Genomic DNA, 22,421 nt, shown 5'->3' with positions numbered 1-22,421 from the left:
CAGCCTCTCAGTGGGCGATCGAACGCGAGATCGCCCACGCGCATTCGATCACCATCGGCGCCAGCTTCTTCTGCGCCTCGGCCATGCTCCAGCGGCTGGCCGGCGGCGATACATGCACCGCGCCCACGGCCTGCCCCTGGCTGTTGACGATGGCCGCGCCCACGCCCATATCGCCCAGGAACAGCTCCTCGTTGTTGCAGGCGTAGCCCACCTTGCGGCAAGCCACCACGGTCTCGAAGATCGCCGCCACATCGGTCAGCGTGGCCGGCGTGCGTGCCACGCGGGCCGAGTCCTCCAGCATGGCCATCACCCGATCGTCCGGCAAGGTGCTGAGATACGCGCGGCCGCTGCTGGTGCAGTACATGGGAATGCGCATGCCGACGGGGGTCAGCACGGGGATGTACTTCGACGTCATCAACTGCGCCACGTAGACCATCTCCAGCCCCACCGGCTCGGTCAGGTTGGCGGTCTCGCCGCTGGCATTGGCGAGCTGCGACAGGTAAGGGCTGGCGACCTGGATCAGCGCGTCGGCGCAGAGGTAGTTGTAGCCGATTTCCATCACCTTGGGCGTCAGCCGGAAGCGGCGCGTCTGCGGGTGCTTGGCCACGTATCCCAGCGTTTCCAGCGTATGCACGGTGCGTTGCGCGGAGCTCTTGGTCATGCCGGTCAGCCCCGCCAGTTCGGCCAGCGTGAGGGTGCGATGCACCGCGCTGAAAGCCCGCAGCACTTCCAGTCCCTTCTCCAGCGACTGGTTGAAAAGCGGATCGGGGCGGGCGGCTTTTTCGTCGCTTTCCACGCCGCTGATCGTCGCTTCGCCGCTGTTTTCCTGACGGTCTTGCCGAGTCATATTCGCGTTCCGCCGAGTCTTCGTACCGGTGACTGGCACCAGCGCTGGGAGGGCCTGCACCACGATGAATGCATATTGCACCAATATACGACTGAATCGATTATCGATTCGTCGGATTTCCATCCATGATATGCGGGCTGGCTTCCTTTGGGAATAGCGGTGATGCAGCGGGGCATGCGATTTCGGATCTCGGGCTACTTTGGCCCGGCTGGATTCCCTGTCCTGTAAGGCTTCCGAGGCATTTCCCGGAGTGCGGAGGAAGGAACGATGCAGGGCTTGCGCGACAGGTAGCGCGGCCGATCACGCCAGGCTTCGGTGTTTACCCGCATCTCCGACTTGTTGACGATCAGTGAAATATCAGACTAGTATCACAACAACTTCAATACCGCGGGAATCATCATGTCGAACCCGATCCGGCTGGTCGGCAGCGCCGATCACACCACTGAGCCAGCCTCGCGTGCCGCCACCGGCGCCGCGCTGCGCGAGCAGGCCTATGCCGAGATCAAGCGGCGCATCATTTCCTGCGAGTTCCGTCCCGGCGAGCCGCTCAACGAAGCCCAGGTTGCGGCTTTGCTCGGCATCGGCCGCACACCCGTGCATCAAGCGCTGCACCGGCTGGAAGTGGAAGGGCTGGTGTCGATCCTGCCGCGCAAGGGCGTGCTGGTGTCGCCGCTGTCGCTGAACGAAGTGCTCGACATGATCGAAGTACGCGCTACCAACGAAGTCCTGTGCGCCACGCTGGCCTGCGAGCGCGCCCACGAGAGCGATCTCAAGGCCATGCGCGAGATCGTCGACCGCTCACCCGACTTGATCGCGCGCCGCGATATCGCCGGCCTGGCCGCGCTCGACCTCAAATTCCATACCGCCATGTCGGCCGCCTCGCGCAATCGCGTGCTGGCCGACCTGCTGCGCGGCCTGCACGAGAAGCAGGCGCGCTTCTGGTTCCTCTCGCTGTCCGACCCGCAGCACCTGGAAAACGTCTACCAGGAGCACAGGGTGATCATCGACGCCCTGGAGCGGCGCGACGTGCCGGCGGTGCGCGAGGCCATCCGCGAACACATTGACGAATTCCGGAAAAACATCATCCGGACCATCTGACCGCTTTTCTCCGCAACAGGTAGCAAGCAATGCCGACACTTCAATTCCAGGTCGCCGGCGAGGGCGAACTCGTCCTCGATATCCAGCGCCTCATCATCGCCGGCTGGACCGGCCGCGACGCCGACGCCGTCAACCACCACATCCGCGAGCTCGAAGAGATCGGCGTCAAGCCGCCGACCACCGTGCCTTGCTTCTACCCGCTGGCCGCCTCGCTGCTGACCACCGACGCGCTGCTCGAAGTGCCGCGCGAAGACTCCTCCGGCGAAATCGAATTCGTGCTGCTTGCGGCCAAGGACGCGATGTATATCGGCGTAGGCTCGGACCACACCGACCGCAAGGTCGAAGCCTATGACGTCACCGTCTCCAAGCAGATGTGCGCCAAGCCCCTGGGCACCGAAGTCTGGCGCTTCGACGATGTAGCCGCGCACTGGGACCAGCTGCAGATGCGCTGCTGGCGCACCCGCAACGGCCAGCGCGAGCTCTACCAGGAAGGCCTGGTGACGCGTCTGCTGGACCCGCGCGACCTGATCCAGCGCCTGACCGGCGAAGACAAGCTGCCGGTGGGCACTGCCATGTTCTGCGGCACGCAGGCCGTGATCGGCGAGCTGGGCAGCGGCGAAGCCTTTGAAGTCGAACTCCACGATCCGGTGCTCAAGCGCACGCTGCGCCATGCCTATCGCGTGGCATGCCTGGCGGTGGCGCCATGAGCACCCGGCTGCCAACCATCGCCGCGCTCGCCGCCGACCTGGCCGCCGGACGCACCACCAGCGTTGCGCTGACCGAACATGCACTGGCCCGCATCGACGACCACCGCAACCGCGGCGGCACCGCCTTCCTTGAAGTCGACGGCGCCAGCGCGTTGGCCGCGGCCCGCGCCGCCGACCAGGCCCGCGCCGCGGGGCTGGTGGCATCGCCGCTGGCCGGGTTGCCGGTCTCCATCAAGGACCTGTTCGACGTGAAAGGGCAGGTGACCCGGGCGGGCTCGAAGGCGCTCACCGGCGAGCCCGCCAGCGCCGACGCGCCCGTGGTGGCGCGCCTGCGCGCCGCCGGCGCCGTGCTGGTCGGTCGCACCAATATGAGCGAGTTCGCGTTCTCCGGCCTCGGCCTGAACCCGCACTACGGCACGCCCCGCACCCCGTTCGACGAAGCCCGCATCGCCGGCGGCTCCACCTCGGGCGGCGCCGTCAGCGTCGCGCTTGACATGGCAGTAGCGGCGCTCGGCACCGATACCGGCGGCTCCATCCGCATCCCCAGCGCGTTCTGCGGCCTGACCGGCTTCAAGCCCACCGCAAGCCGCGTGCCGCTGGCCGGCGCCGTACCGCTGTCGACCTCGCTCGACTCAGCCGGCCCGCTGGCGCGCTCGGTTGCCTGCTGCGCCGCGTTCGACGCCATCGTCAGCGGCGAAACGCTGGACAGCCGCCCCGCGCCGCTGGCAGGGCTGCGCTTGCTCGTCACCCGCGATTTCGTGTGCGACGGACTCGACGCCGAAGTCGCGCAAGCCTTCGACGCCACGCTGGCCACGCTCTCCCGGCTCGGCGCGCAGATCGTCCCGTTCGATTTCCCCGAGCTCAAGCGCCTGCCGCAGATCAACGCTGCCGGCGGCCTCACGGCGGCCGAAGCCTGGCACTGGCACAAGCAGTTGCTGGCCGAGCGCGGCAACGACTACGACCAGCGCGTCGCCATGCGCATCCGCCGCGGCGAGCAACTCGGCGCCGCCGACTACATCGCGCTGCTGGCGGAACGCCGCGCCATGCAAGCTCGCGCCGCCGACCTGCTGCGCGAAGCCGATGCCTGGCTGATGCCCACGGTAGCCGTGCGCCCGCCGCGGCTCGACGCGCTGCAAAGCGACGAAGCCTTCTTCGCCACCAACGGCCTCGTGCTGCGCAACCCGAGCGTGCTCAATTTCCTCGACGGCTGCGCCGTGTCGTTGCCGATGCCGGCGGCGGAGCAGGGCATCGGACTGAGCGTCGGCGGCCTGAACGGGCGCGACGCGCGCGTGCTGCAGGTAGCCGGCGCCATCGAAGCTGCGCTGCAGTAGCAAGCAACAAGCAGCAAGCCGTAACGAGCAGAAAAGACCGAGGGCCGCGACCAAGCAGCGCGGCCCCGCCAATCAACACCCAAGGAGTACCATCGATGTCTTCCGTGATGACCGGCGCCCCTGGCGCCCTGGAAAGCCCGGCCCACACCCCGGCCGAGCGCAATGAAGCCTACCGCAAGATCGCGGTACGGCTGATTCCCTTCCTCGTCTTCCTGTTCGTGCTCGCCTGGATCGACCGCGTCAATGTCGGCTTTGCCAAGCTGCAAATGCTGCAAGACCTGCAATTCAGCGAAGCCGTGTACGGATTCGGTGCCGGCATCTTCTTCATCGGCTACTTCCTGTTCGAAGTCCCCAGCAACCTCCTGCTGGAAAGAATCGGCGCCCGCCGCACGCTCGCCCGCATCACCATCCTGTGGGGCTTCGCCTCCATGGCGATGATCTTCGTCAAGACACCCATGCAGTTCTACGCCCTGCGATTCCTGCTCGGCGTATTCGAAGCCGGCTTCTTCCCCGGCGTCGTGCTCTACCTCACCTACTGGTTCCCCGCCCAGCGCCGCGCCCGCATCAACGGCCTGTTCATGACCTCGTTCGCCATCGCCGGCGTCATCGGCGGCCCGCTCGCAGGCTTCATCATGAGCAGCATGGAAGGCGTCGACGGCCTCGCCAACTGGCAATGGCTGTTCGTCATCGAAGGCATCCCCTCCGTGCTCGCCGGCATCGCCGTGCTGATGTTCCTCCCCGAGAAACCCATCAGCGCCAAATGGCTCACCGCCAGCGAACGCGACCTCGTCACCCGCGAGATCGAAGCCGAAAACCGCGACCCCGCCAAGCACTCCTCCCTGCGCGCCGCCTTCACCAACTCGCGCGTGTGGATCTGCGCCGCCATCTACTTCTGCGTCGTAAGCGGCAACGCCACCATCGCCTTCTGGTCCCCATCCATCATCAAGGAGCTCGGTGTCAAGGGCAACCTGCAGATCGGCCTCGTCTCCGCCATCCCCTTCATTGCCGGCACCCTCGCCATGGTCTGGAACGGCATCCACTCCGACCGCACCGGAGAACGCCGCCTGCACTGCGCGCTAGCCACCCTGATGGCCGCCACCGGCCTGGTCCTCACCGGCATGTGGCTGCACAGCGCGGTGCTCGCCATGGTCGCCCTCACCATCGCCTCCATCGGCATCCTCGCCGCCTTCCCGGTCTTCTGGTCGCTGCCCTCCGCCTTCCTCGCCGGCACCGCAGCCGCCGGCGGCATCGCCCTGATCAACTCCATCGGCAACCTCGCCGGCTTCGTCGCGCCCTACATGATCGGCTGGTTCAAGACCAGCACCGGCCAACTCTCGTCCGGCCTGTACTTCGTCGCCGCGCTGGAAGCCTGCGCCACGGTCCTCGTGCTGGCATTCATCAAAACCAAGGTCAGTGCGAAGGCATAGCCCAAGAGATGCCTCAGGCAGCACGAGGGGGCTGGATTCCAGCGGCGCTTTGCGCTAGAATCCGCTGCCTCGTTGCGCTGCATGCGCAAGGTGCGCCGGCAGCACGGGTAACACAAGCCAGGCGGGCAGTTTCAGCCGCCTGTTTGCTTTTGTGCTTTTGCGACAACCCTCACGCTGCCCCGGTACGCATGTAAAACAACGAGCACAGCGGCCTCCCGCCAGGGATGCACGCCGCAGGGACTGCGAGGGTGGCGAAATTGGTAGACGCACCAGGTTTAGGTCCTGACGCCAGCAATGGTGTAGGGGTTCGAGTCCCCTCCCTCGCACCAAAGCATCTTTAGCATCACTTTTACGCCTCGCCTCACTTCCGGCATTTCGGCATCAATTCAGCCCGCAAAGCTAGGCCGTACAAGGCTTGGAAGGCGAATTGCAGCAATCACCTCCCTGCACTCTGCACCATCCCATTTCACTTGTAATCGGCGCTCAGGCCCCATAGTGGCCCCCACGTTCGGCCCACGAAATGGCACCCTTTACGAAGTCCGCATCAGGTTGGCGCGCGCAGGTGAAGGTGAAGGGCGTACGCGATTCCCGCATGTTCGACACGAAGGCAGAGACGCAGGCCTGGGCGGAGAAGCGCGAGACCGAAATGCGCTCGAGCAGCTCAACGCCGCATGGGCTGACGCCATCGTCTGGCTGACCGAGCGCGCCATGCAGCGGCTGTCCGGCTCGTTCTCGCACTACCGCGTGGGGCCACTCCATCCTCGAAAAGATCTTCGGGGTGAAGGTCAATCTGGCCGATCTCGCCGAGCAGTGCGGCGCGCACCGCAACACGGTCAGCGACCAGAACGCGAAGCTGAAGCTGTGGATCGAAGGGGAGAGGGCGAAGAAGGGCGGCCAGCGGGCTTTTTGCCTTTTTCGAAGCCCGCCAGGTTCGCGCCTCGCGGGCTTTTTGCTTTGGGCTAGGCGTACCTGCTACGCGAAATCGCCAAAGCGATCTGGGTCGTCTGGCATCGTCCACTTGATGGATTCTTCTTTGAGGTCTACCGCCTGTTTCGGTGGTGGCAATGTCGTATGTGGTGCAAACGTCGTGATTAGTTGAGACTGCGGAACGTCGATCACTTCCTCGCCGTCTTCGGACCAGCACCTGAGCCTGACAGCCATGTGTGCCTCCGGTAAGTGGTTCAAGAAATCCCTGCTGCATTGGAAATGTAGAGGGGGCGAACTCTTACCTTAGGCCCGCTTTATGACAGTTTGCTGACGTCAACGACGACAGGTAACCGGACGTAGTTCCACGCCCGAACCGTTTGCGCAGCCGTTTGCACGGCACGACTCAGCTGCGAGCCCAGTCCCAGAGATGGCATAGCTACCGCCAGTCCGCCCCGCGCACACCCACCAGAGCAAAAAAGCCCCGCCGGGCACGGAATGCCGGGCGGGGATCGGAAGCCGCATCATGCCCAGCGGAGGGCCGCGATGCGATGATCAAGGCTAACAGGGTGCGGGGCGTAGGACTGTCAACAACTGTCACGGCGGCTGGGATGGTGATCACGCCGGGGCCGGGCACGCCCTATTGGGTGGGGGCATAAAAAAAAGACCGGCCGAGACGGGAAATCCTGCCGGTCTTGCGCAGAAGCAGAAGCGCAATAGGGCACAGCAGATGCTGCGCGGCGCGAATTAAATCAAATTAATATCTGATATGCAATAGATTTAATTTGTAAGAATCAGATGACCAGATGTTCCTAAATTAAGCCAAAGTCCGCCATGTGCGGATTTCTTCATTTCCGGGGTCGCAAATGTCCGAACCCATCAGCGGCGGTGCCGTAGCCGGCGCGGCGGGAGCCGCTGCCTTCAAAGCCTTCGGCGGCCCAGCGCCGACCGGCGCCAGCCGTTCGGCTGTGGTTGCAGCACAGCCAGTAGCGGTTCAAGAGGTAAACAGCGTGTAGCCGGAGCAGTGCAATCCACAAGCCGCCCCCGGGCGGCTCTTGCTGTCCGCCCTCGCGTGGGTGACTTTGCTGACGTCAGGGAAGGCGAATCAATCTGTCCTTCAGAGGCCATGGCCGCATCGCTAGTAGCCAGATGCATGCAAGTGGCCCAGCTATGGGGATCAGAGCAATGATGGCGTAAGTCGGATGGAAATGCGCGGCTCTAAACACTCGCTTGAATGGGAGGAACCAGAGCGCCTCGAACAAGAGAAAGCCAAGCAGGTTGATCAGCATGATGACGTCAAGACTTGTTTGTCTGGTGGAGGTTGTGCCGGGGGGGATCGTCTGGGCGAGCGTGAATGTGCAGTTGCAGCAAAGTATATGTTTGACGCTTCCAATTTGATTCCCCCATTGGAGGGGACCGTTACCCCAGTGATGATGACTCCACGAAGCCCAAGAGAGTGGGCGGAAGGGTGATCTCTACCATCGTTTCCAGGGCCGGCGGTGTGGCCGTCATGCAGAAGTTCGGGCTGCAGGCTTGGACGCACGACGACATCGCAGCCATGATTGCCCCCCATCACCGCATCGCGCACGTCCCCCTGCCACCTCGGCCAGATCATTTTTCGCGCCGGCGCTCGATGAAGTTGAACAATCAGCGCGCGATGGCCCAGCCTGGCAGGCCACAGGCAAACACAACGCCGAACAGAGCCACCAGGTGCTGGTTATGAGATCAGGCCACCGGGCGGCACTGGCAGCATGCCGACAGAAAAAAGCCGCCCCTGGCAGGGGCGGCGGCACAAGGTGCGAACGGGAAATGCAGAGGGACTGCATTCAGGGATGGGATGGTGACGGGTAGGGCGTAAAAACGGTGTAAAAATCGCGAGGCGCGTGTCGGTACCCCTACCGTCTGAACCGCCCTGCCGGCACTGTGGAGTTTGCGCGATGCCGGCCTCCTTTTTCTTGCAATCCAAAAGAAAAAGCCCCGGCTGGGGAGAGCAGGGGCTTTAAGTGATAGCGGGTGACTTCGCAGTGCACCTTGGGCACTACTGTGGCAGTGACTGACCAGGTGCGCATCCCCCGATTGGGTAGAACGCAACGCGCCGGAGTCGACTCGGAGTGAACTTCGCGCTGCGCTTTTGCAGTCTCCGGCTGGCGCGGCGTGAGGTCAGGCTGAGAGCTGCGCGTTTTGCCAGGGATCCAGCTCAGTCATCTTCGTCAGACCAACGCGGTCCGCGCCGATGATGCATGCGCCACTCGTGCTCGCGCCAGCGCCTTTCTCGCCACTGTTGCTGCTGCCAGGCGCGTGCTCTCCAATCATCGTAGTAGCCAGGCGCAACAATAACCGGCCGCGGCTGCACGTACACCGGCGCAGGCTCGTAGTAGACCGGCGCAGGCTCGTAGTAGACCGGTGGCGATTCGTAGTAGACAGGAGGCTGGGGCGCCACGTACACGGGGCCGGGTATGCCAATGCCAATGCCCACATCAACCCGCGCGTGCGCGGCTCCTGAGGTGAGAAGGGTGGTCGCGCTCAGGAGCATGATCGCAGTGAGATTGCGCATGCTGGACTCCTATGTTTCTATTGTTATTAATAGTCTAAGTTGGCGATTGACTTAGAAATAGCTAGGAATCAATACCGGGGTAACGAACTGTAACGCTGCCTTTCTTCCGGCTGGGAATGGGGTGTGCGGCGAAGCGCGGTGTGACGCTTGAGGGTGCCGCCTGCGTCGAATCGGTCCCAATCACGACGACCAAGTACGTTAAGAAGGCCTGCAGGCGGCGCAAACAGTGTAGCTCGCAGAAAAAGGCCGCGAGGCGGACGGCACAATTGTTTGCATTTGCAACTCGGGAGTGCTCATAGACTCGGCGCCGCTCTGCGCAGTTTGTCAGAGCTTGTCCGCGTGGTTCTCCCCGCCCATGCGGACAGAGATGACCGAGGGGACCAGCACAGGAGCCACGACGACCACGACCACGGTGATCAACGCAACTATGGTGGTGACAGGGATCGAGGGCAGGGCGGGCAACGCGACTAGTGCCGCATTAGCGAGGACCTCGGGAGTTCAACATGCTGTATGTCGGTGCACGCGCGGGAAGGCTACCCGTTCAGTCCCACGGCCGTGATTCGGTATCAGCCTGCCGGTGAGGCGCGCTGTAGTTGCGAGGTTGACGCTCATCGCAACTGCGTCGCTCCAGGTCATTTGCCCGACTGAGAATGGGGTGTCGACGGATTCAAAGACGTTTTACTTTTTCCACCCCCGTAGTCCTGCGAAGTCCCCAAGGCCTGCGCAGCGGCCATATCGTCTCGCTGATGCCCTGAAGACGCATTGCTATAGCGCTGCGTAATGACGCCGTTCACTCCGGCGAGCGAATTGCTCTGACCTTGTGCCGAGCCATAGGCAGCGCCGCCGTGCTGCCCAGAGGCGGCGGCATAGCCACCGTAGCCCGCCGATCCGGAGGATTTGTATGCCGAGAGTTGGGCATGAACCGCGCCCGGCACCAACATCAGAGCAAGAATAGGGGTGATTCTCATGCTGTATCCCGTGGGGAGAAAAAGGGGTGTAGGCGGCAGGGTGAGTCACCTACACCGTGAGTAACTACAACGGCGGTCATCTGCCGCCGCTATTGATTGTGGTGCGTCGCATCAATTTCAGTACCCTTCTGATGAAGGGATGCGCAATGCCCAAGACCCCGGGCAGCCCCCATGCCTGCCAGGCGTCATGGCCGGCCAGCGCTGGCGCGTCGGGCACGTGCAGGGGGCGCGCTGATTGGCTTGCTCGTCATCCTGTTCGCGGACAGGGGGATCGGTGCTGGCTCGAAGCCGATGATCATTCCAGGGAAGCTGAGGAGAGACAGGGAACCTGAAGAGAGACCGACCTGGCTTTCGGTACTTGCGCCCGATGGCCAGGTCTTCAGGTTGAATGCGGATTATTTTCCTGGCTGCTCAACCAGTACGTCGATCGGCACGCAAAGCGCTGCCGCGAGGCTCTGGAATACCTCGATGCTGCCATCACGTTTGCGGTTCTCGATCTGGCTGAGATAGGGCTTGCTGAGGCCCGTCGCGGTCGCCAGCGCATCCTGGGTCATGCGGCGGTATTCGCGCCAGGCCTTCACCGGGTTATCGCCGGAGAGTTCGGCATCCAGTATGGCGGCGGGGATCCGAAAACCGTCATCCCGAGTCTTGGCCTGCCCGTGCAGCGCTGCGTCGTCGAGCTCCCCGACCCGACGTTTGATGCGCTCCCACACTTCAATGGGCACCACCGCGAACTCGGGGCGGCCATCGCGTTCGATGAATTGAATGTTGATCATGGGTCGGCACCTCCACGGGGTTTGGCAGGCAGCGCGAGGGCCCGGGCCGCTTGCCTGGTGACGCTACAGTGTGCATTTTCATGTTAGCTATGCGCTAACCGGAGCGCAAACAAAGCGCGTCGAATCCTTCGGCCACAAGGCAGCGCTCGGACCGCATGAAGTTCTGTACCGCATGCTGCACACTGCGAAATTCAGTGGGTGTCAGTACTGAGACGGCGCCGCGAGCCAGTGGCGGGCACCCACTGGCCATGATCAGCCTCTCACACTGCGAGGGTCATGCCCGTAGCTATTGCGCGAGCGGATCTGCCCATCCTGCCCATGCACCAGCAACTCCACCTTCTCGCGCTGTGCAATCGCCGTGGCGGCTTCCACCGCTTCCTCCTGAGTCAGGAAGTGTGCTCTTTCACCCTTGGCCCCCTCATGGATGATGTCCCACCCGTCGCCGTGGGGGACGACGTGTACGTTGCGTTGCGGTTTTGTATCCATGGCTGTCTCCCTGAGTGATGTTCTACTGTTGTTGTAGGCGATGCTTTGCCACTCTCGATAGTGGGCGGTGTCCGCCTTGGTGTCAAAGCAATCATTCTCAGGCTGTGCCGGCAGACTAACCGGTCAGCCTGCCGTCGGAACCGGCAATAAACGTCGAGAATGAGGAGGTTCGATGAGCGATGCCGAGCCAGTGCTCTCGCCAGGAACACTCGAGGCGGACAAGCAGCTGATCACGGTCCTGCTTGCCCAGTTCAATGCCTGCCGCGTCGAGATCCAGGTGCGGTCCGCAAGCCAGGCCGCGGTCGTGAACCTGAGAACCAGGGGCGCCAGAGGGTGGTGTCCTACATCTCCGAACTAGTGGAGGGGGCTCTGCACCCAAGGCGCGCGGCACCGGCGCAGCAGCAAACAGTTCGTGCGGGTAGGGCCGCCATTGCGGTCGCGCCACGATGACGTGCGTGTAAGAACAGGCCTACGTGCATCTCCGCCATCCCCCGATGCCTGTCGGCGGGCGCGCCGCCTAGATTGTTCTTATGCCGCAGCCACAGCGGCGTTCTGCAAGGAGCTGTCTCATGTCATTTGCGCTCTTCCTCGTTGGACTGCTGCTGCTCGTCGGCGGTATTGCATGGGGTCTCGTTACGGCAGGTGTGGCCCAGGTCTACGTGGGCATCATATGCGTCATCGTCCTCGGCCTGGGCATCATGGGGGCTGTTTCGCGTACGCGTACCAAAGATCCTTAGGGGTGTGAGGGCCTTACCAGCTCCGCCATAGGGCGCCGTCCGACACACGCGGCCAGGGCAAAAAAATGCCCGCACCGGGGTGAGGGACGGGCACCGTGAAGGATGGGCAATAGTGCTGTCTGCCCGTCGTCAATGTAGAGAAATCACGCGGCGCTGAACAGAATCCGAAAGGATGATGTTTTCGTCGTGCATATTGCACATTGCGGAATTCCCAGGGTATCTACCCTGCCGCTTTGACCCGTGGCTCGCGCGGCGCCCGTGCGGCTCGCTCAAGGCCTTTGGTTCGTTCGAGGGCTATCCCCGATGGCCAATGTGCGTTCGACCAACTCCAGAATGGTAGGCAGTTCAATGGGCTTCACGACGTGGAAATCGAATCCCGCGTCGCGGCTTCGCTGATGATCGTCCGGCTGACCAAAACCTGTCATTGCTACAAACCGCGTATCCGACAGCTGGGGTAGATTCTTGAGTGCACGGACCACGGCATAGCCGCTCATGCCGGGCATCGCCAGGTCGATGAAGGCGATCTGTGGCCTGCATTTCTCGGCGATAGCCAGAGCATGGGGACCGTCGTAGGCGATTGTGGGAAGGTGCCCCTGAAGTTCCAAGAGCATGGCGAGGCTGTCCGCTGAGTCTCGGTTGTCGTCGACGATCAGGATCCGCAGGCTTGGCTTTGTTGCCTTCGCTGTTCCTGCGCCCGCGTCCTTGAGGTGGAGGGCCGCGGGGCGGTATGGAAGCCGGATGGTGAAAGTACTTCCTTTGCCGAGTCCCTTGCTTGCCGCGGAAATCGTCCCGCCGTGAAGCTCGACCAGCGAGCGGCAAACCGATAGGCCAATTCCAAGGCCGCCCTCGTGACTACCGTGCCAACGGCGATCCTGCACGAAGAGATTGAAGATCGAACCAAGGGAATCCGGCGGCAGGCCGCAACCTTGATCGGTGATCGAGATCGTCAGTTGGCGACTAGCGGTGACCACGTTGACCTCTATCGAGGTAGACGGGGGGGAAAACTTGGATGCATTCAGAACCAGATTCTGGACGATCTGAGTGAGTCGCGTGCGGTCCGCCTCCATCAAGGTTGGTGTAGTTGGCAGATTGAGCGATATCTGTTGCGAACGGGCATCAAGTGTGGGGCGCGCGGCCTCGACGCCGAGTTCGATGATCTCGCGGATGTCGACCGTCTCAATCCGGAGCTGGACCTTCCCGGCAGTGATGCGACCCACATCGAGCAGGTCATCCACCAGGCGGGTCAGGTGCGTGACCTGGCGATCAATCAAGGCGTGACAGCGGTCGACGACGCTCCGGTTCTCGGGTTGGAGCGCAATGGCATTGACCGCGTTCCGAATGGGCGCGAGCGGGTTGCGCAACTCATGGGAGAGCGTCGCCAGGAACTCGTTCATTCTCTGGCTGGAGGCCTCGAGCTCAGCAAGCCGCTTGCGCTCACTCATGTCACGCGTGACCTTGGCGAATCCCCGCAGCCTTTTCTCGGCGTCATAGACCGCTGTGATGATGACGTTTGCCCAAAACAGGGTGCCGTCCTTGCGCACGCGCCAACCCTCGTCTTCGAGGCTACCCTCTCGCTCGGCCTGCAAAAGCTCCCTGGCCGGCTTTCCGGCAGCGATGTCTTCAGCCGGATAGAAAGTCGAGAAATGCCGCCCGATGATCTCATCGCGTCGATACCCCTTGATGCTTTCGGCGCCAGGATTCCAGGTCATGACGTTGCCTTGGGGATCAAGCAGGAAGATCGCGTAGTCTTTCACGCCTTCCACCAGCAGGCGGAGAGTCTCCTCGCTTTGACGCAGCGCTTCTTCCGTGCGCCGGCGCTCCGTTAGGTCGCGTGTGATTTTGGCGTAACCCCAGATTTCGCCATTGGGATGGCGCAACGCGGTGATGACAACGTTCGCCCAAAAGCGGGTGCCATCTTTACGCACGCGCCATCCTTCATCCTCGAGCCGCCCGCACCTGGCCGCTTCGCGCAACTCGCGCTCCGGTGCACCCAGGGCGCGCCCTTCCTCCGTGTAGAACGCGGAAAAGTGCCTGCCAATGATCTCCTTGGAAGTGTAGCCCTTGATCTTTTCGGCGCCGGGATTCCAGCTCGTCACGCGGCCGATCGGGTCGAGAAGGTAGATGGCATAGTTCTCGATGCCTTCAACGAGTAAGCGGAAGTGTTCGTCGAGAAGGGCGAAGGGAGGCGCGGAAGACACCGATTGGGTGTGATCAGTAGCGCCAGAATCGGGCACGGACATAGCTGGGGGCATCGAGTTTGTGGGGCTGCAACGACAATACGGGCTTATCCTTTGTGGAATATAGGCCGCTTCCTGGCCCGGCACAATCCATGGCCTTCCCCCGTTTTTTTTGCGAGCGCAGCTGGCAGTCGGATTGCCTTGGGAAAACCGGGCAGCCACCCCGAAGGGCCAGGTGCTCGATCAGGTTCACCCCAGATTCAATTGCGTGGCGAGCGACAAAACAGAAGACCAGGTAAATCGCGCGGAACAAGCCGATACAAGCCGATATTCACGTTGTAAAAGCTTAAGCTTAACAAGTGCAATACCGCTTCTACTCCCCGGGCCATTGGCATGGAGCCAAGGAGCACGAGTACATGCAGCGCTCTCATGCCCTTGGTTATTACGCGAAGCAGGGGGGGGACTACGTGGCGAGCCAGGGGAACCACCTCGTGGCGTCCACTCCGCCAAGCCAGGGCCCGGCAGCCGCCACGTCATGATCAGCCCCTTACACTCCTGGGATCATGGCCGTAGCTATTGCGCGTACGGATCTGGCCATCCTGGCCGTGCACCAGCAGCTCCACCTTCTCGCGCTGTGCAATCACCGTGGCGGCTTCTACAGCTTCCTCCTGAGTGAGGAAGTGTGCTCTTTCACCCTTCGCCCCCTCATGGATGATGTCCCACCCGTCGCCATGAGGAACGACGTGTACATTGCGTTGCGGTTTCGAATCCATGTCTGTCTCCCTGAGCAGTGCTCTACTGCTGTTTCAGGAGATGGTTTGTCCGCCAGATTGTGGGTGGTGTCCCACACTCAGGCCTATAGCTCGGATCTCGCGCTATTTCTCCGGCTGCCCGACCAATACGTCGAGCGGTACGTGCAGCGCTGCCGCCAGGCTCTGGAAAACCTCGGGGCTGCCATCGCGCTTGCGGTTCTCGATCTGGCTAAGGTAGGGCTTGCTAAGGCCCGCCGCTGTGGCCAGCGCATCCTGGGTCATGCGGCGATATTCCCGCCAGGCCTTGACTGGGCTATCACCTGCTAGCTCAGCGTCCAGGATAGCGGCGGGGAGGCGAAAGCCGTTGTCTTGGGCCCTGGCGTGGTCGAACAGCATGGCATCGTCCCGGTCCTGGACCCGATGCTGGATGCGCTCCCACACCTCGATGGGCACTACCGCGAACTCGGGGCGGCCGTCGCGTTCGATGAACTGGATATTGACCATTGGAAGGCACCTCCTCGATGGGCGTTCCCAGGCATGGTCCGGGCGCCCGCGCCACCTGCCTGGTGAACGCGATAGTGTGCATATTCATGTTAGGCATTTGCTGCTAACAATGATGCAAATATTGTTTGCTGGTTGCCGTTGCGGGCTTCTCGCGAAATCGTTTTCCTGGTCAACCTCAACCCACCAGAACCTCCTCGCCCACAATCGCATCAATCTCCCCATACAGCCAGTCCGACTCCTCGCCCACCTCCAGCTCCAGATCAATCCACGCCCGCTTGATCAACGGGTCAGCCCCTAGCACACCTGGCGAAACGACCCGGATCAACCGTCCACCGCGCGCCTGTATGAACTCAGCCTCTGCTTGCGTGGACACATCGGGGACCACAACATCGCGGCCGTCGAGCCGGGCTAGCGTTTCCGCGAAGTACTTGACCAACACATCCGGATCCATCGGCGCACGGTTCCAGGATTCACGAAGCCTTTGCAGCAGTTGGGCGGGCGACTTGCCGAGCGCCGGGATGACGTCGTGGAGTTTGGCTGGGCCGAAGTACGTCTCATTGATGCCCGCGCAGGCCTGGATCATGTGGCGCAGCGGTGCGTCGAAGGTGGCGACGAGGAAGGTGTGGTTCCCGGAGGTCAGGTAGTTCGTGATGAGGTCCTGGCCGGAGCCTGGGCGGCCGCAGAGTCCTATAAGCATGAAGTTTCCTTGGTCGTGTTCGTTCGCCTGTGGCTTGGCGTGCCCGCGTGGGTACCTCCGCACTTTCAGGGAACCGGTGTCAAAGATTACCTATAGGTAATCATAAAAGCAAGTTCAATGGGTAATTGAAGTCGCCCAAGGGGATCATGCGGAGCGTGGAGGGGGAGGCGGTATATCCGGCAAGCCGGAAACCGCGCTCATCTCAGCTTGCGGACTTCTTCTTGCGTGGCTTGCCAGGTGCCGGTGTGCCGCTTTCGTGAACGGCGTTGCTGGCTGGCTTGAATGCCGTGTTTCTCCCGTCGGTCTTCAGCACGCGGGCAGCTTTGGTGTTTTTTCCGTATTTACGCACCGATCGTACGGTTTCGACCTGCGTGATCAATTCGATGGCCGCGAGCAACCGGTCAATGTCTTCGTTGCGCAAGCCATTGATCAGTCGGGCAAAGCGGGCGGCTATATCGGGCGGCAGGGTTTCTTCTTTTGGGGGTGCGGCTGCGTCTTGCGCGTCGCCGTCCAGCCATAGGCGCGGCAGGCCGAGCTTGGCTTCGATGTCGCGTGCGAGATGTTCGCCGATGCGTTTCTTTCCGGCTTTGCCTGTGTCCGAGAATATGCGGGAGAAGTATGAGGGGTCGCGGTCGAGCCGGTCTGACAGGCGTGCGATGGAGCCGCCGAACTGTTCGGCCATGATCTGGGCTAGGCGCTGTTCACGTGTATCTTGAATATCCATGGCCCATTAAACCCGTGCATTACCTGAAGGTAAATTTGCTGCTGGTACTGTAAATTCAATGACTAATAGGTAATATATAAGGCAGGGATAGCTTTCGGGTCTTGTTTAATGGGATGAGGGCTTGGCCGGGTTGCAGGGGATTTTGCCGGCGCGTCGTGGTCGTGGGTATGGCTACGCCAGTCACCGGCCTGGCGTGGATCAGTAACACTCGATACGGTTACGGCCGCGTTCCTTGGCGCGGTAGAGCGCCCCGTCGCTGCGCAAGAGGGATAGGTCCGCGCTGGCATCGGTGGCATGCATGAGAGCAATGCCGACGCTGACGGTCAGCGCGATGGTCTGGTTGCCGTCAAGCAGTGCGGTTTCCGTGATCTGATGCTGTATGCGCCTGGCAAATCGTGTCGCCGTATCAAGGCTGGCATCGGGGAGCACCACCGCAAACTCTTCGCCGCCGATGCGCCCGGCGAAATCGTGCTTTTGCAGCGCATTGCGCAGCAGCGCCGCGAAACACCGCAGGGCGTGGTCGCCCATGGCGTGGCCCCAGGTGTCGTTGATGGTTTTGAAGTGGTCGAGGTCAAAGGTCAGGACGGTGGCAGGGCGGCTGTCGGCCCGCCGGATCCGGGCGAGCTCCTGTTCGATCCGTTCGACGAAGTGGCGGCGATTGGGTAGTTGCGTCAGGAAATCGATGGTCGCAAATTCCTGCAGTTCTCCCTCGATGCGCTTGCGCTCGGTCACGTCGGTGATAAACCCGTGCCACAGCGTGCTGCCGTCGTCGAGCCGCCGGGGGCGTGCGTCGCCCTGCCGCCAGCGCAGCCCTTGCCTGGGTAGTTCGACGCGGTACTCGAGGTGCCATGGCGTCAGGCTGGCGGCGCACGCGTGCAGCGACGCGCAGTAGGCTTCGAGATCGTCGGGATGGATGACGGCGTGGATGGGGGCCGTGCTGGCGGCTACCTGTTGCGGCGTGAGCTCGTAGATGTCGGTAATGCCGGCGCTGGCGTAGGGGAGGAAGGATTCCCCCGTTGGCAGCAGGCGATGCTGGAACACCAGGCCGGGGACTTCGTTGGTCAGGCTGGTGATCAGGTCGACGGTTTGCCGCAGCTCTTCGGAGAGTGCCTGGATGGCCGTGATATCGGTGGTGGTGCCGATCATGCGCAGCGGCTCGCCGTTGCCGGCGCGGCTGACCACCTTGCCGCGGCTGGATATCCATTTATAGCTGCCGTCCTTGCAGCGGATCCGGTGGTCCACCGCGTAGCTTTCCGTCTCCTGGTTGAAGTGGGCTTGTATGGTGGCCTGGACGTAGGCGAGGTCGTCGGGATGGATGCGGGTATAGCTGTCTTCGATCCGGTTGGTGATCTCGGACTCTTCATAGCCGATGATGGCTTTCCAGCCGGCCGAGTAGTGGATCTTGCCCGCCTGGATATCCCGGTCCCAGACGCCCGTGCCGCTTCCCGCGATGGCCAGCTCCAGCCGTTGCTCGCTTTCCTGCAGCCTGCTGGCGTCGTCGTTCAGTTTGGCCTGGGCCAGGTCGCGCTCGATGATGGCGACCGCCATGTCGGCAAAGTCTTGCAGGAGGCCGCGCTGCGCCTGGTCCAGTTCGCGCGGTCCGGCATCGAACAGGCAGAAGGCGCCAAGCTGGCTGCCGCTCGATGTGGTCAAGGGGCACGCCGCGTGAAAGGCCATGCGCAGGCCGTCGATGAGGATGGGTGCATCGCCAGGGGGCGCGTCATGCAGTGCGTCATGCAGCGTAACCAGCGCAACCGGGACCTTGAAGAGGTGCCGCGCGAGGCGTGTCAGCGCGTCAAACCGCTCTTGTTGTAATGGGACTGTAAGGTTCAGCGGCCTCGCGGTGTCGATGCGATCATGTCTGGTTTCAGCTTCGGTAGAGGCCCGCATATCCAGGTCAAATGACAATTGACGTTAGCCCGAAGGTGTTGATTGCGCGCCGGTGCTGCGAGTTGCGCGTGGCTTGCCAATACTAGCAGACAGATCGGTTCGCGGCGGGGTCTGCTAAGCGTTGTCGGCGAAAGGCAGCTCTGCCTGTACCGGCAGCGCAGCCGGCGCCAGTTCTCCCGCGGGCGTCAGCGCGCTGACCCTTACGCCCAGCAAGCGAATCTTTCGATCCAGGGCAACGCGTTTGACGCATTCGGTGGCGGCGCGCCGCAGCTGTGCGGCGTCTGCCGTCGGCTCGGGCATGCTGAGGTCGCGGGTGACGGTGTGAAAGTCGTCGTAGCGCAGCTTGACGCCGATGGTGCGGCCCACGTAGCCCTTGCGGCGAAGGTCTTCCGCCAGGCGCTGGCACAGGCCGGTGAAGACTTCGGAGAGCATCTGGCGGTCATGCTTGGGATGCAGGTCCCGCTCGAACGTGGTTTCGCGGCTCATCGACTTGGGCTCGGAGCTGGTGACAACCGGGCGCTCGTCGTGGCCTTGCGCGATCTCGGCTAGCCATGCGGCGTAGCTGCGGCCGAAATGGCTCTGCAGCATGCCGAGGTCCGCGCTGGCGAGCTCGCCGACCGTGGCGATGCCCAGCGCTGTGAGCTTTTCGGTGGCTTTGGGGCCGATCCCGTTGACCTTGCGCACGGGCAGCGGCCAGATGCGCAGTGGCACATCGCTGGCTGCCAGCAGGGTGAGCCCGTCGGGTTTGTCGAGCTCGGAGCCAATCTTGGCGAGGAGCTTGTTGGGGGCGATGCAGATGGAGCAGCTCAGTCCCGTGGCTTCGCGCACCGCTTGCTTGATGCGGGTGCCGATATCGGCGCTCTCGCCTGGGACGTCGCTCAGGTCGATGTAGATCTCGTCGATGCCGCGGTCTTCGATCTCGCTCGTGAATGTGGCGACGGCGGCCTTGAACAGGCGGGAGTAGTGCCGGTACGAGTCGAAATCCGTCGGCAGCAGGATGGCGTCGGGGGCGAGCTGCGCGGCCTTCATCATGCCCATGGCGGAGAATACGCCCAGCGCGCGGGCTTCGTAGGTGGACGTGGTGACCACGCCGCGCCCGGCATAGTCGCGCAGCCGCGCAAAGCGCCGGCTGCCGTCGGGAAGTATCTCGGGTACCGCATTTCGTCCACCACCGATCACCACGGGCATGCCGCGCAGTTCCGGGTATCGCAATAGCTCAACGGACGCGTAGAACGCGTCCATATCCAGGTGGGCGATGCGGCGGGGGGCAGATGACATGGTGTCCGCGAATGACTGTATGCATATACAGTATATCGAATTCTGCCGACAATACCTTGGTGCCCCCGCTCTTTCTACCAGCGATGCACGTAGGTGGCCGTCATGACGATGCCTGCCGCGGGCAGGTGCGAGGTGTTGTTGCTGTTGCGCAGGAGCTGGCTGTAGAGCGGGTAGTAGTAGCGGTTCAGCAGGTTCTGGATGCCTACCGTGACGGTGTCTTTCTTGCTGACCTGGTAGCGGCTGATGAGGTCCAGCGTGGTGTAGCTGGCCACATCGCGCCGGCCGAAGCTGTCGACGCCGTTGAGCCGGTAGTCGTGCCCGGCGAAGAAGGCGGCTTGCAGGCGGTTGCTCCAGGCGGGCGTGGGCCGGTACTGCACATAGCCGGTCAGCTTGAGGGGCGGGATGCGGTAGCCGCTCATCTGCTGGCTCGGGCTGCCTTGCGGGGTTTCGCGGCCGCGCATCCAGGTGAAGGTGCCGCCGCTGCCCCATTGCTCGTTGTCGGACAGGTAGTCGGCCGAGGCTTCCACGCCATGGATGCGCTCGGCGGTGCGGGTCAGGATCAGGCCGTTGTTGAAGCTTTGCACGTCGCCCAGGTCGGAGGTGGTGTAGAACACCGCCAGCGAGGTCAGGGTGTTGCCGAAGGCGCCGCGCCAGCCGAGCTCGTAGTTGTTGGTCTTGACCGGCTGCAGGTCGGACGAGCCGATGTCGAAGCCGGCGCGCGCGTTGCGCACCTGCAGGCCGATGTCGGGCAGGTTGAAGCCCTGGCTGAACGAGGCATAGACCTCGTGCCCCTTGACCGGCTTGTACACCACGCCGACATTGCCCAGCAGCGCGGTGTAGTCGACTGCGCCGCCCTTTACGGTCGCCGGCTGCGCCACGCGCGATTGCGACAGTGGCACGAAGTCGTTGAAGCGGGCGTTGGCGTACTGGTATCGCAGGCCGCCCTCGGCCGACCACTGCTCGTTGAACTTATGCTGGAGCTGGCCAAAGCCGCCCAGGCTGCGCGTGGTGATCTGCGGCATGTAGGTCAGCGTGCCGGTCCTGTTGAAGACGCGCCCGCCGCTGGCGTCATAGGCCTTGGGATCGAAGATGTCGATCGGCATGTCGCTGCGCTCCTGCTCGAAGTCCAGGCCCCACACCAGGCGGGTGCGCTTGGCGCTGTCCAGCGGCGTCTTGATGGTGAGCCGGCTGCCGAACACGTCGGAGTTCTGCATGGACTGGTCGACATTGCCGCCGCGGGTGGCCACCGCGCGCGCGTCGAAGGGCGTGAAGCGCGTGAAGTAGTCGCGGTAGTAAAGCTGCGCGGAGACCGCGCTGCCTGCCAGGTCCTTGTGCTCGTATTCGAGATTGACCAGCGTGTTGCGGATCTGGTTCTGGTCGGCGAGTTGCAGGCCGCTGATGGCGCGCGCGGGCACGCTGCCCGGCGCCAGGCGCGCCACCGATGGGTCGGAGGCGTAGTCGGTGTCCTGCCTGGCGTTGAAATGGCTCACCGCAAGCTGCACACGCTGCTCGGGCGTCAGGCGCAGGCCGAGCTTGCCGCCGAGGTTGTAGTTGTCGGACTGGAACAGGTCACCCTGGCTGGGTTCCGGGGCGATGCGCTGGCTGCGCGCATCGTAGGCGCTGCCGATGCGGCGGGCGCCTACGTCGAAGGCATAGTCGACCATCCCTTCGCTGCCGGAGACATGCTGCTGCAGCTGGCCGGACAAGCCGTCCGCGCGCAGCCGGGAGAGCGCAGAGGTGAGCGAGAACGTGGTCTCCGACAGCGGCGGGCCGCCGGCCGGGCGCGTGTTGATGGAGACGATGCCCCCGGTGGCCCCGCCGCCGTAGATGGCGCTGCTGCCGCGCAGGACCTCGATGCGCTCGATCAGCGCCGGGTCCACGTTGGCGAGGTTACGCGCCGAGTCCCGGTTGGTGTTCAAGGGGATGCCGTCGACGAGGACCAGCATGCCGCGTCCCCGCAAGGTCTGGCCGAAATCGGTCACGGTATGGCTGGAGTCGGCCATGCCGGGAATGACCTTGGAGAGCAGGGTGGCGACGCTGTCGGAGCCGGTTTTCAGCTCGTCGAGCTCCGCGCGGTCGATGACCGTGACTTGCCGCGCGGGGCTCATCAGGTCGCTGGAGGTTCGCGAGGCGGTGACCTCCACGGCTTCGAGCATCCTGGCCGGCTCCGGGGCGGGCGCGGCCGTCGTTGCCGTTGCCGTTGCGGCCAATGCCGTGGTGGCGGCGATCGGCGCGGCGGCACCGGCCTGGCCCACTGGCTGCAGCACGATGCCGCTGCCATTGCGCTGGTAGCGGATGCCGCTGCCCTTGAGCAGCGTATCGAGCGCGGCTTCGGCGGGCATGCTGCCGTGCACGGCCGGGGCCTGCTTGCCAGCCACCAACGCGGGCGTGAAGAACAACTGCAGCGAGGTTTGCCGGCCGAGCTGCGTGAGCGCATCGGCCAGGGGCTGGGCACGGATGTCGATCGCCAGCGGTGTTTGCTGGGCCGGCTGCGCGGTGGCCGGCGCGGCAATGGCGCCGATCAGCGTGGCGGCCATGGTGGCC

The 22,421-nt window shown here is 63.2% G+C and carries 19 protein-coding genes and 1 tRNA gene; 7 read left to right on the top strand and 13 right to left on the bottom strand.

Annotated elements, in window-relative coordinates:
- Positions 1-7 precede the first annotated feature (7 nt).
- The gene (locus ACYP5B_RS41495; protein WP_459573502.1) at positions 8-847 is read right to left on the bottom strand and encodes an IclR family transcriptional regulator; all 840 of its coding nucleotides are present in this window, start codon (positions 845-847) and stop codon (positions 8-10) included.
- A 399-nt stretch (positions 848-1,246) separates the two neighbouring features.
- On the opposite strand from ACYP5B_RS41495, the gene ACYP5B_RS41490 reads away from it, so the two are divergent.
- The 6 genes from ACYP5B_RS41490 (at position 1,247) to ACYP5B_RS41465 (ending at position 6,509) form a co-directional block, all read left to right on the top strand.
- Positions 1,247-1,945 carry a GntR family transcriptional regulator gene (locus tag ACYP5B_RS41490; protein ID WP_267606321.1) on the top strand — a complete coding sequence of 233 codons (699 nt, stop codon included), beginning with the start codon at positions 1,247-1,249 and terminating at the stop codon, positions 1,943-1,945.
- 29 nt (positions 1,946-1,974) lie between these two features.
- Positions 1,975-2,652: a DUF2848 domain-containing protein gene (locus ACYP5B_RS41485; RefSeq protein ID WP_400100588.1), complete on the top strand. Its 678-nt coding sequence runs from the start codon at positions 1,975-1,977 to the stop codon at positions 2,650-2,652.
- Positions 2,649-3,983, top strand: coding sequence for an amidase (locus ACYP5B_RS41480; protein ID WP_459573501.1), 1,335 nt, complete (start codon positions 2,649-2,651; stop codon positions 3,981-3,983). Before ACYP5B_RS41485 ends, ACYP5B_RS41480 begins: the two co-directional genes overlap by 4 nt.
- A 107-nt stretch (positions 3,984-4,090) precedes the next feature.
- Entirely contained in the window at positions 4,091-5,410 is a 1,320-nt protein-coding gene (locus tag ACYP5B_RS41475) for an MFS transporter (protein ID WP_459573570.1), read from the top strand.
- 242 nt (positions 5,411-5,652) lie between these two features.
- Positions 5,653-5,739: transfer RNA gene (locus tag ACYP5B_RS41470), tRNA-Leu, on the top strand.
- Positions 5,740-6,188: 449 nt separating this feature from the next.
- Positions 6,189-6,509 carry a hypothetical protein gene (locus ACYP5B_RS41465; RefSeq protein ID WP_459573500.1) on the top strand — a complete coding sequence of 107 codons (321 nt, stop codon included), beginning with the start codon at positions 6,189-6,191 and terminating at the stop codon, positions 6,507-6,509.
- Positions 6,510-8,531: 2,022 nt separating this feature from the next.
- Here ACYP5B_RS41465 and ACYP5B_RS41460 read toward each other — a convergent pair.
- The 4 genes from ACYP5B_RS41460 to ACYP5B_RS41445 all read right to left on the bottom strand — a co-directional run bounded on the left by ACYP5B_RS41460 (position 8,532) and on the right by ACYP5B_RS41445 (position 11,118).
- Positions 8,532-8,888 carry a hypothetical protein gene (locus ACYP5B_RS41460; RefSeq protein ID WP_400103288.1) on the bottom strand — a complete coding sequence of 119 codons (357 nt, stop codon included), beginning with the start codon at positions 8,886-8,888 and terminating at the stop codon, positions 8,532-8,534.
- Positions 8,889-9,520: 632 nt separating this feature from the next.
- Positions 9,521-9,856 carry a hypothetical protein gene (locus tag ACYP5B_RS41455; RefSeq protein WP_459573499.1) on the bottom strand — a complete coding sequence of 112 codons (336 nt, stop codon included), beginning with the start codon at positions 9,854-9,856 and terminating at the stop codon, positions 9,521-9,523.
- 395 nt (positions 9,857-10,251) lie between these two features.
- Entirely contained in the window at positions 10,252-10,632 is a 381-nt protein-coding gene (locus tag ACYP5B_RS41450) for a helix-turn-helix domain-containing protein (RefSeq protein ID WP_459573498.1), read from the bottom strand.
- A gap of 252 nt (positions 10,633-10,884) precedes the next feature.
- Positions 10,885-11,118, bottom strand: a complete 234-nt coding sequence (locus ACYP5B_RS41445) for a DUF2188 domain-containing protein (RefSeq protein WP_267602249.1) — start codon at positions 11,116-11,118, stop codon at positions 10,885-10,887.
- Positions 11,119-11,687: 569 nt separating this feature from the next.
- Here ACYP5B_RS41445 and ACYP5B_RS41440 point away from each other — a divergent pair.
- A complete protein-coding gene (locus tag ACYP5B_RS41440) occupies positions 11,688-11,855 on the top strand; it encodes a hypothetical protein (RefSeq protein WP_459573497.1) in 168 nt (55 codons plus the stop codon).
- 269 nt (positions 11,856-12,124) lie between these two features.
- Here the strand turns inward: ACYP5B_RS41440 and ACYP5B_RS41435 are convergent, their stop codons facing one another.
- The 8 genes from ACYP5B_RS41435 to ACYP5B_RS41400 all read right to left on the bottom strand — a co-directional run bounded on the left by ACYP5B_RS41435 (position 12,125) and on the right by ACYP5B_RS41400 (position 22,414).
- Complete coding sequence (locus ACYP5B_RS41435; RefSeq protein WP_459573496.1) at positions 12,125-14,095, bottom strand: PAS domain-containing hybrid sensor histidine kinase/response regulator; 1,971 nt, start codon at positions 14,093-14,095, stop codon at positions 12,125-12,127.
- Positions 14,096-14,571: 476 nt separating this feature from the next.
- Positions 14,572-14,805: a DUF2188 domain-containing protein gene (locus ACYP5B_RS41430; protein WP_400099895.1), complete on the bottom strand. Its 234-nt coding sequence runs from the start codon at positions 14,803-14,805 to the stop codon at positions 14,572-14,574.
- 102 nt (positions 14,806-14,907) lie between these two features.
- Positions 14,908-15,288 (bottom strand): helix-turn-helix domain-containing protein, encoded by a 381-nt coding sequence (locus ACYP5B_RS41425; protein ID WP_400099897.1) that lies wholly within the window; start codon positions 15,286-15,288, stop codon positions 14,908-14,910.
- A gap of 175 nt (positions 15,289-15,463) precedes the next feature.
- Positions 15,464-15,985 carry a hypothetical protein gene (locus ACYP5B_RS41420; protein WP_459573495.1) on the bottom strand — a complete coding sequence of 174 codons (522 nt, stop codon included), beginning with the start codon at positions 15,983-15,985 and terminating at the stop codon, positions 15,464-15,466.
- 202 nt (positions 15,986-16,187) lie between these two features.
- Positions 16,188-16,709: a hypothetical protein gene (locus ACYP5B_RS41415; protein WP_459573493.1), complete on the bottom strand. Its 522-nt coding sequence runs from the start codon at positions 16,707-16,709 to the stop codon at positions 16,188-16,190.
- Positions 16,710-16,907: 198 nt separating this feature from the next.
- Positions 16,908-18,362, bottom strand: coding sequence for a sensor domain-containing diguanylate cyclase (locus tag ACYP5B_RS41410; protein WP_459573491.1), 1,455 nt, complete (start codon positions 18,360-18,362; stop codon positions 16,908-16,910).
- Positions 18,363-18,713: 351 nt separating this feature from the next.
- Positions 18,714-19,877, bottom strand: coding sequence for a DNA polymerase IV (gene dinB, locus ACYP5B_RS41405; RefSeq protein WP_459573490.1), 1,164 nt, complete (start codon positions 19,875-19,877; stop codon positions 18,714-18,716).
- A gap of 74 nt (positions 19,878-19,951) precedes the next feature.
- On the bottom strand, positions 19,952-22,414 hold the full coding sequence (locus ACYP5B_RS41400) for a TonB-dependent receptor (RefSeq protein ID WP_459573568.1): 2,463 nt from the start codon (positions 22,412-22,414) through the stop codon (positions 19,952-19,954).
- Between the last annotated feature and the right edge of the window lie 7 nt (positions 22,415-22,421).

The sequence above is a fragment of the Cupriavidus sp. 8B genome (assembly GCF_054589115.1).
Note: the sequence above shows the minus strand (reverse complement) of the source record. Positions and strands in the feature narration are given on the sequence as shown.

Coding starts and splice junctions, on each gene's coding strand:
- ACYP5B_RS41435 (WP_459573496.1), bottom strand. CDS start 14,095: ATGTCCGTGCCCGATTCTGGCGCTACTGATCACACCCAATCGGTGTCT.
- ACYP5B_RS41430 (WP_400099895.1), bottom strand. CDS start 14,805: ATGGATTCGAAACCGCAACGCAATGTACACGTCGTTCCTCATGGCGAC.
- ACYP5B_RS41425 (WP_400099897.1), bottom strand. CDS start 15,288: ATGGTCAATATCCAGTTCATCGAACGCGACGGCCGCCCCGAGTTCGCG.
- ACYP5B_RS41480 (WP_459573501.1), top strand. CDS start 2,649: ATGAGCACCCGGCTGCCAACCATCGCCGCGCTCGCCGCCGACCTGGCC.
- ACYP5B_RS41495 (WP_459573502.1), bottom strand. CDS start 847: ATGACTCGGCAAGACCGTCAGGAAAACAGCGGCGAAGCGACGATCAGC.
- ACYP5B_RS41490 (WP_267606321.1), top strand. CDS start 1,247: ATGTCGAACCCGATCCGGCTGGTCGGCAGCGCCGATCACACCACTGAG.
- ACYP5B_RS41440 (WP_459573497.1), top strand. CDS start 11,688: ATGTCATTTGCGCTCTTCCTCGTTGGACTGCTGCTGCTCGTCGGCGGT.
- ACYP5B_RS41485 (WP_400100588.1), top strand. CDS start 1,975: ATGCCGACACTTCAATTCCAGGTCGCCGGCGAGGGCGAACTCGTCCTC.
- dinB (WP_459573490.1), bottom strand. CDS start 19,877: ATGTCATCTGCCCCCCGCCGCATCGCCCACCTGGATATGGACGCGTTC.
- ACYP5B_RS41450 (WP_459573498.1), bottom strand. CDS start 10,632: ATGATCAACATTCAATTCATCGAACGCGATGGCCGCCCCGAGTTCGCG.
- ACYP5B_RS41475 (WP_459573570.1), top strand. CDS start 4,091: ATGACCGGCGCCCCTGGCGCCCTGGAAAGCCCGGCCCACACCCCGGCC.
- ACYP5B_RS41460 (WP_400103288.1), bottom strand. CDS start 8,888: ATGCGCAATCTCACTGCGATCATGCTCCTGAGCGCGACCACCCTTCTC.
- ACYP5B_RS41415 (WP_459573493.1), bottom strand. CDS start 16,709: ATGGATATTCAAGATACACGTGAACAGCGCCTAGCCCAGATCATGGCC.
- ACYP5B_RS41420 (WP_459573495.1), bottom strand. CDS start 15,985: ATGCTTATAGGACTCTGCGGCCGCCCAGGCTCCGGCCAGGACCTCATC.
- ACYP5B_RS41400 (WP_459573568.1), bottom strand. CDS start 22,414: ATGGCCGCCACGCTGATCGGCGCCATTGCCGCGCCGGCCACCGCGCAG.
- ACYP5B_RS41455 (WP_459573499.1), bottom strand. CDS start 9,856: ATGAGAATCACCCCTATTCTTGCTCTGATGTTGGTGCCGGGCGCGGTT.
- ACYP5B_RS41445 (WP_267602249.1), bottom strand. CDS start 11,118: ATGGATACAAAACCGCAACGCAACGTACACGTCGTCCCCCACGGCGAC.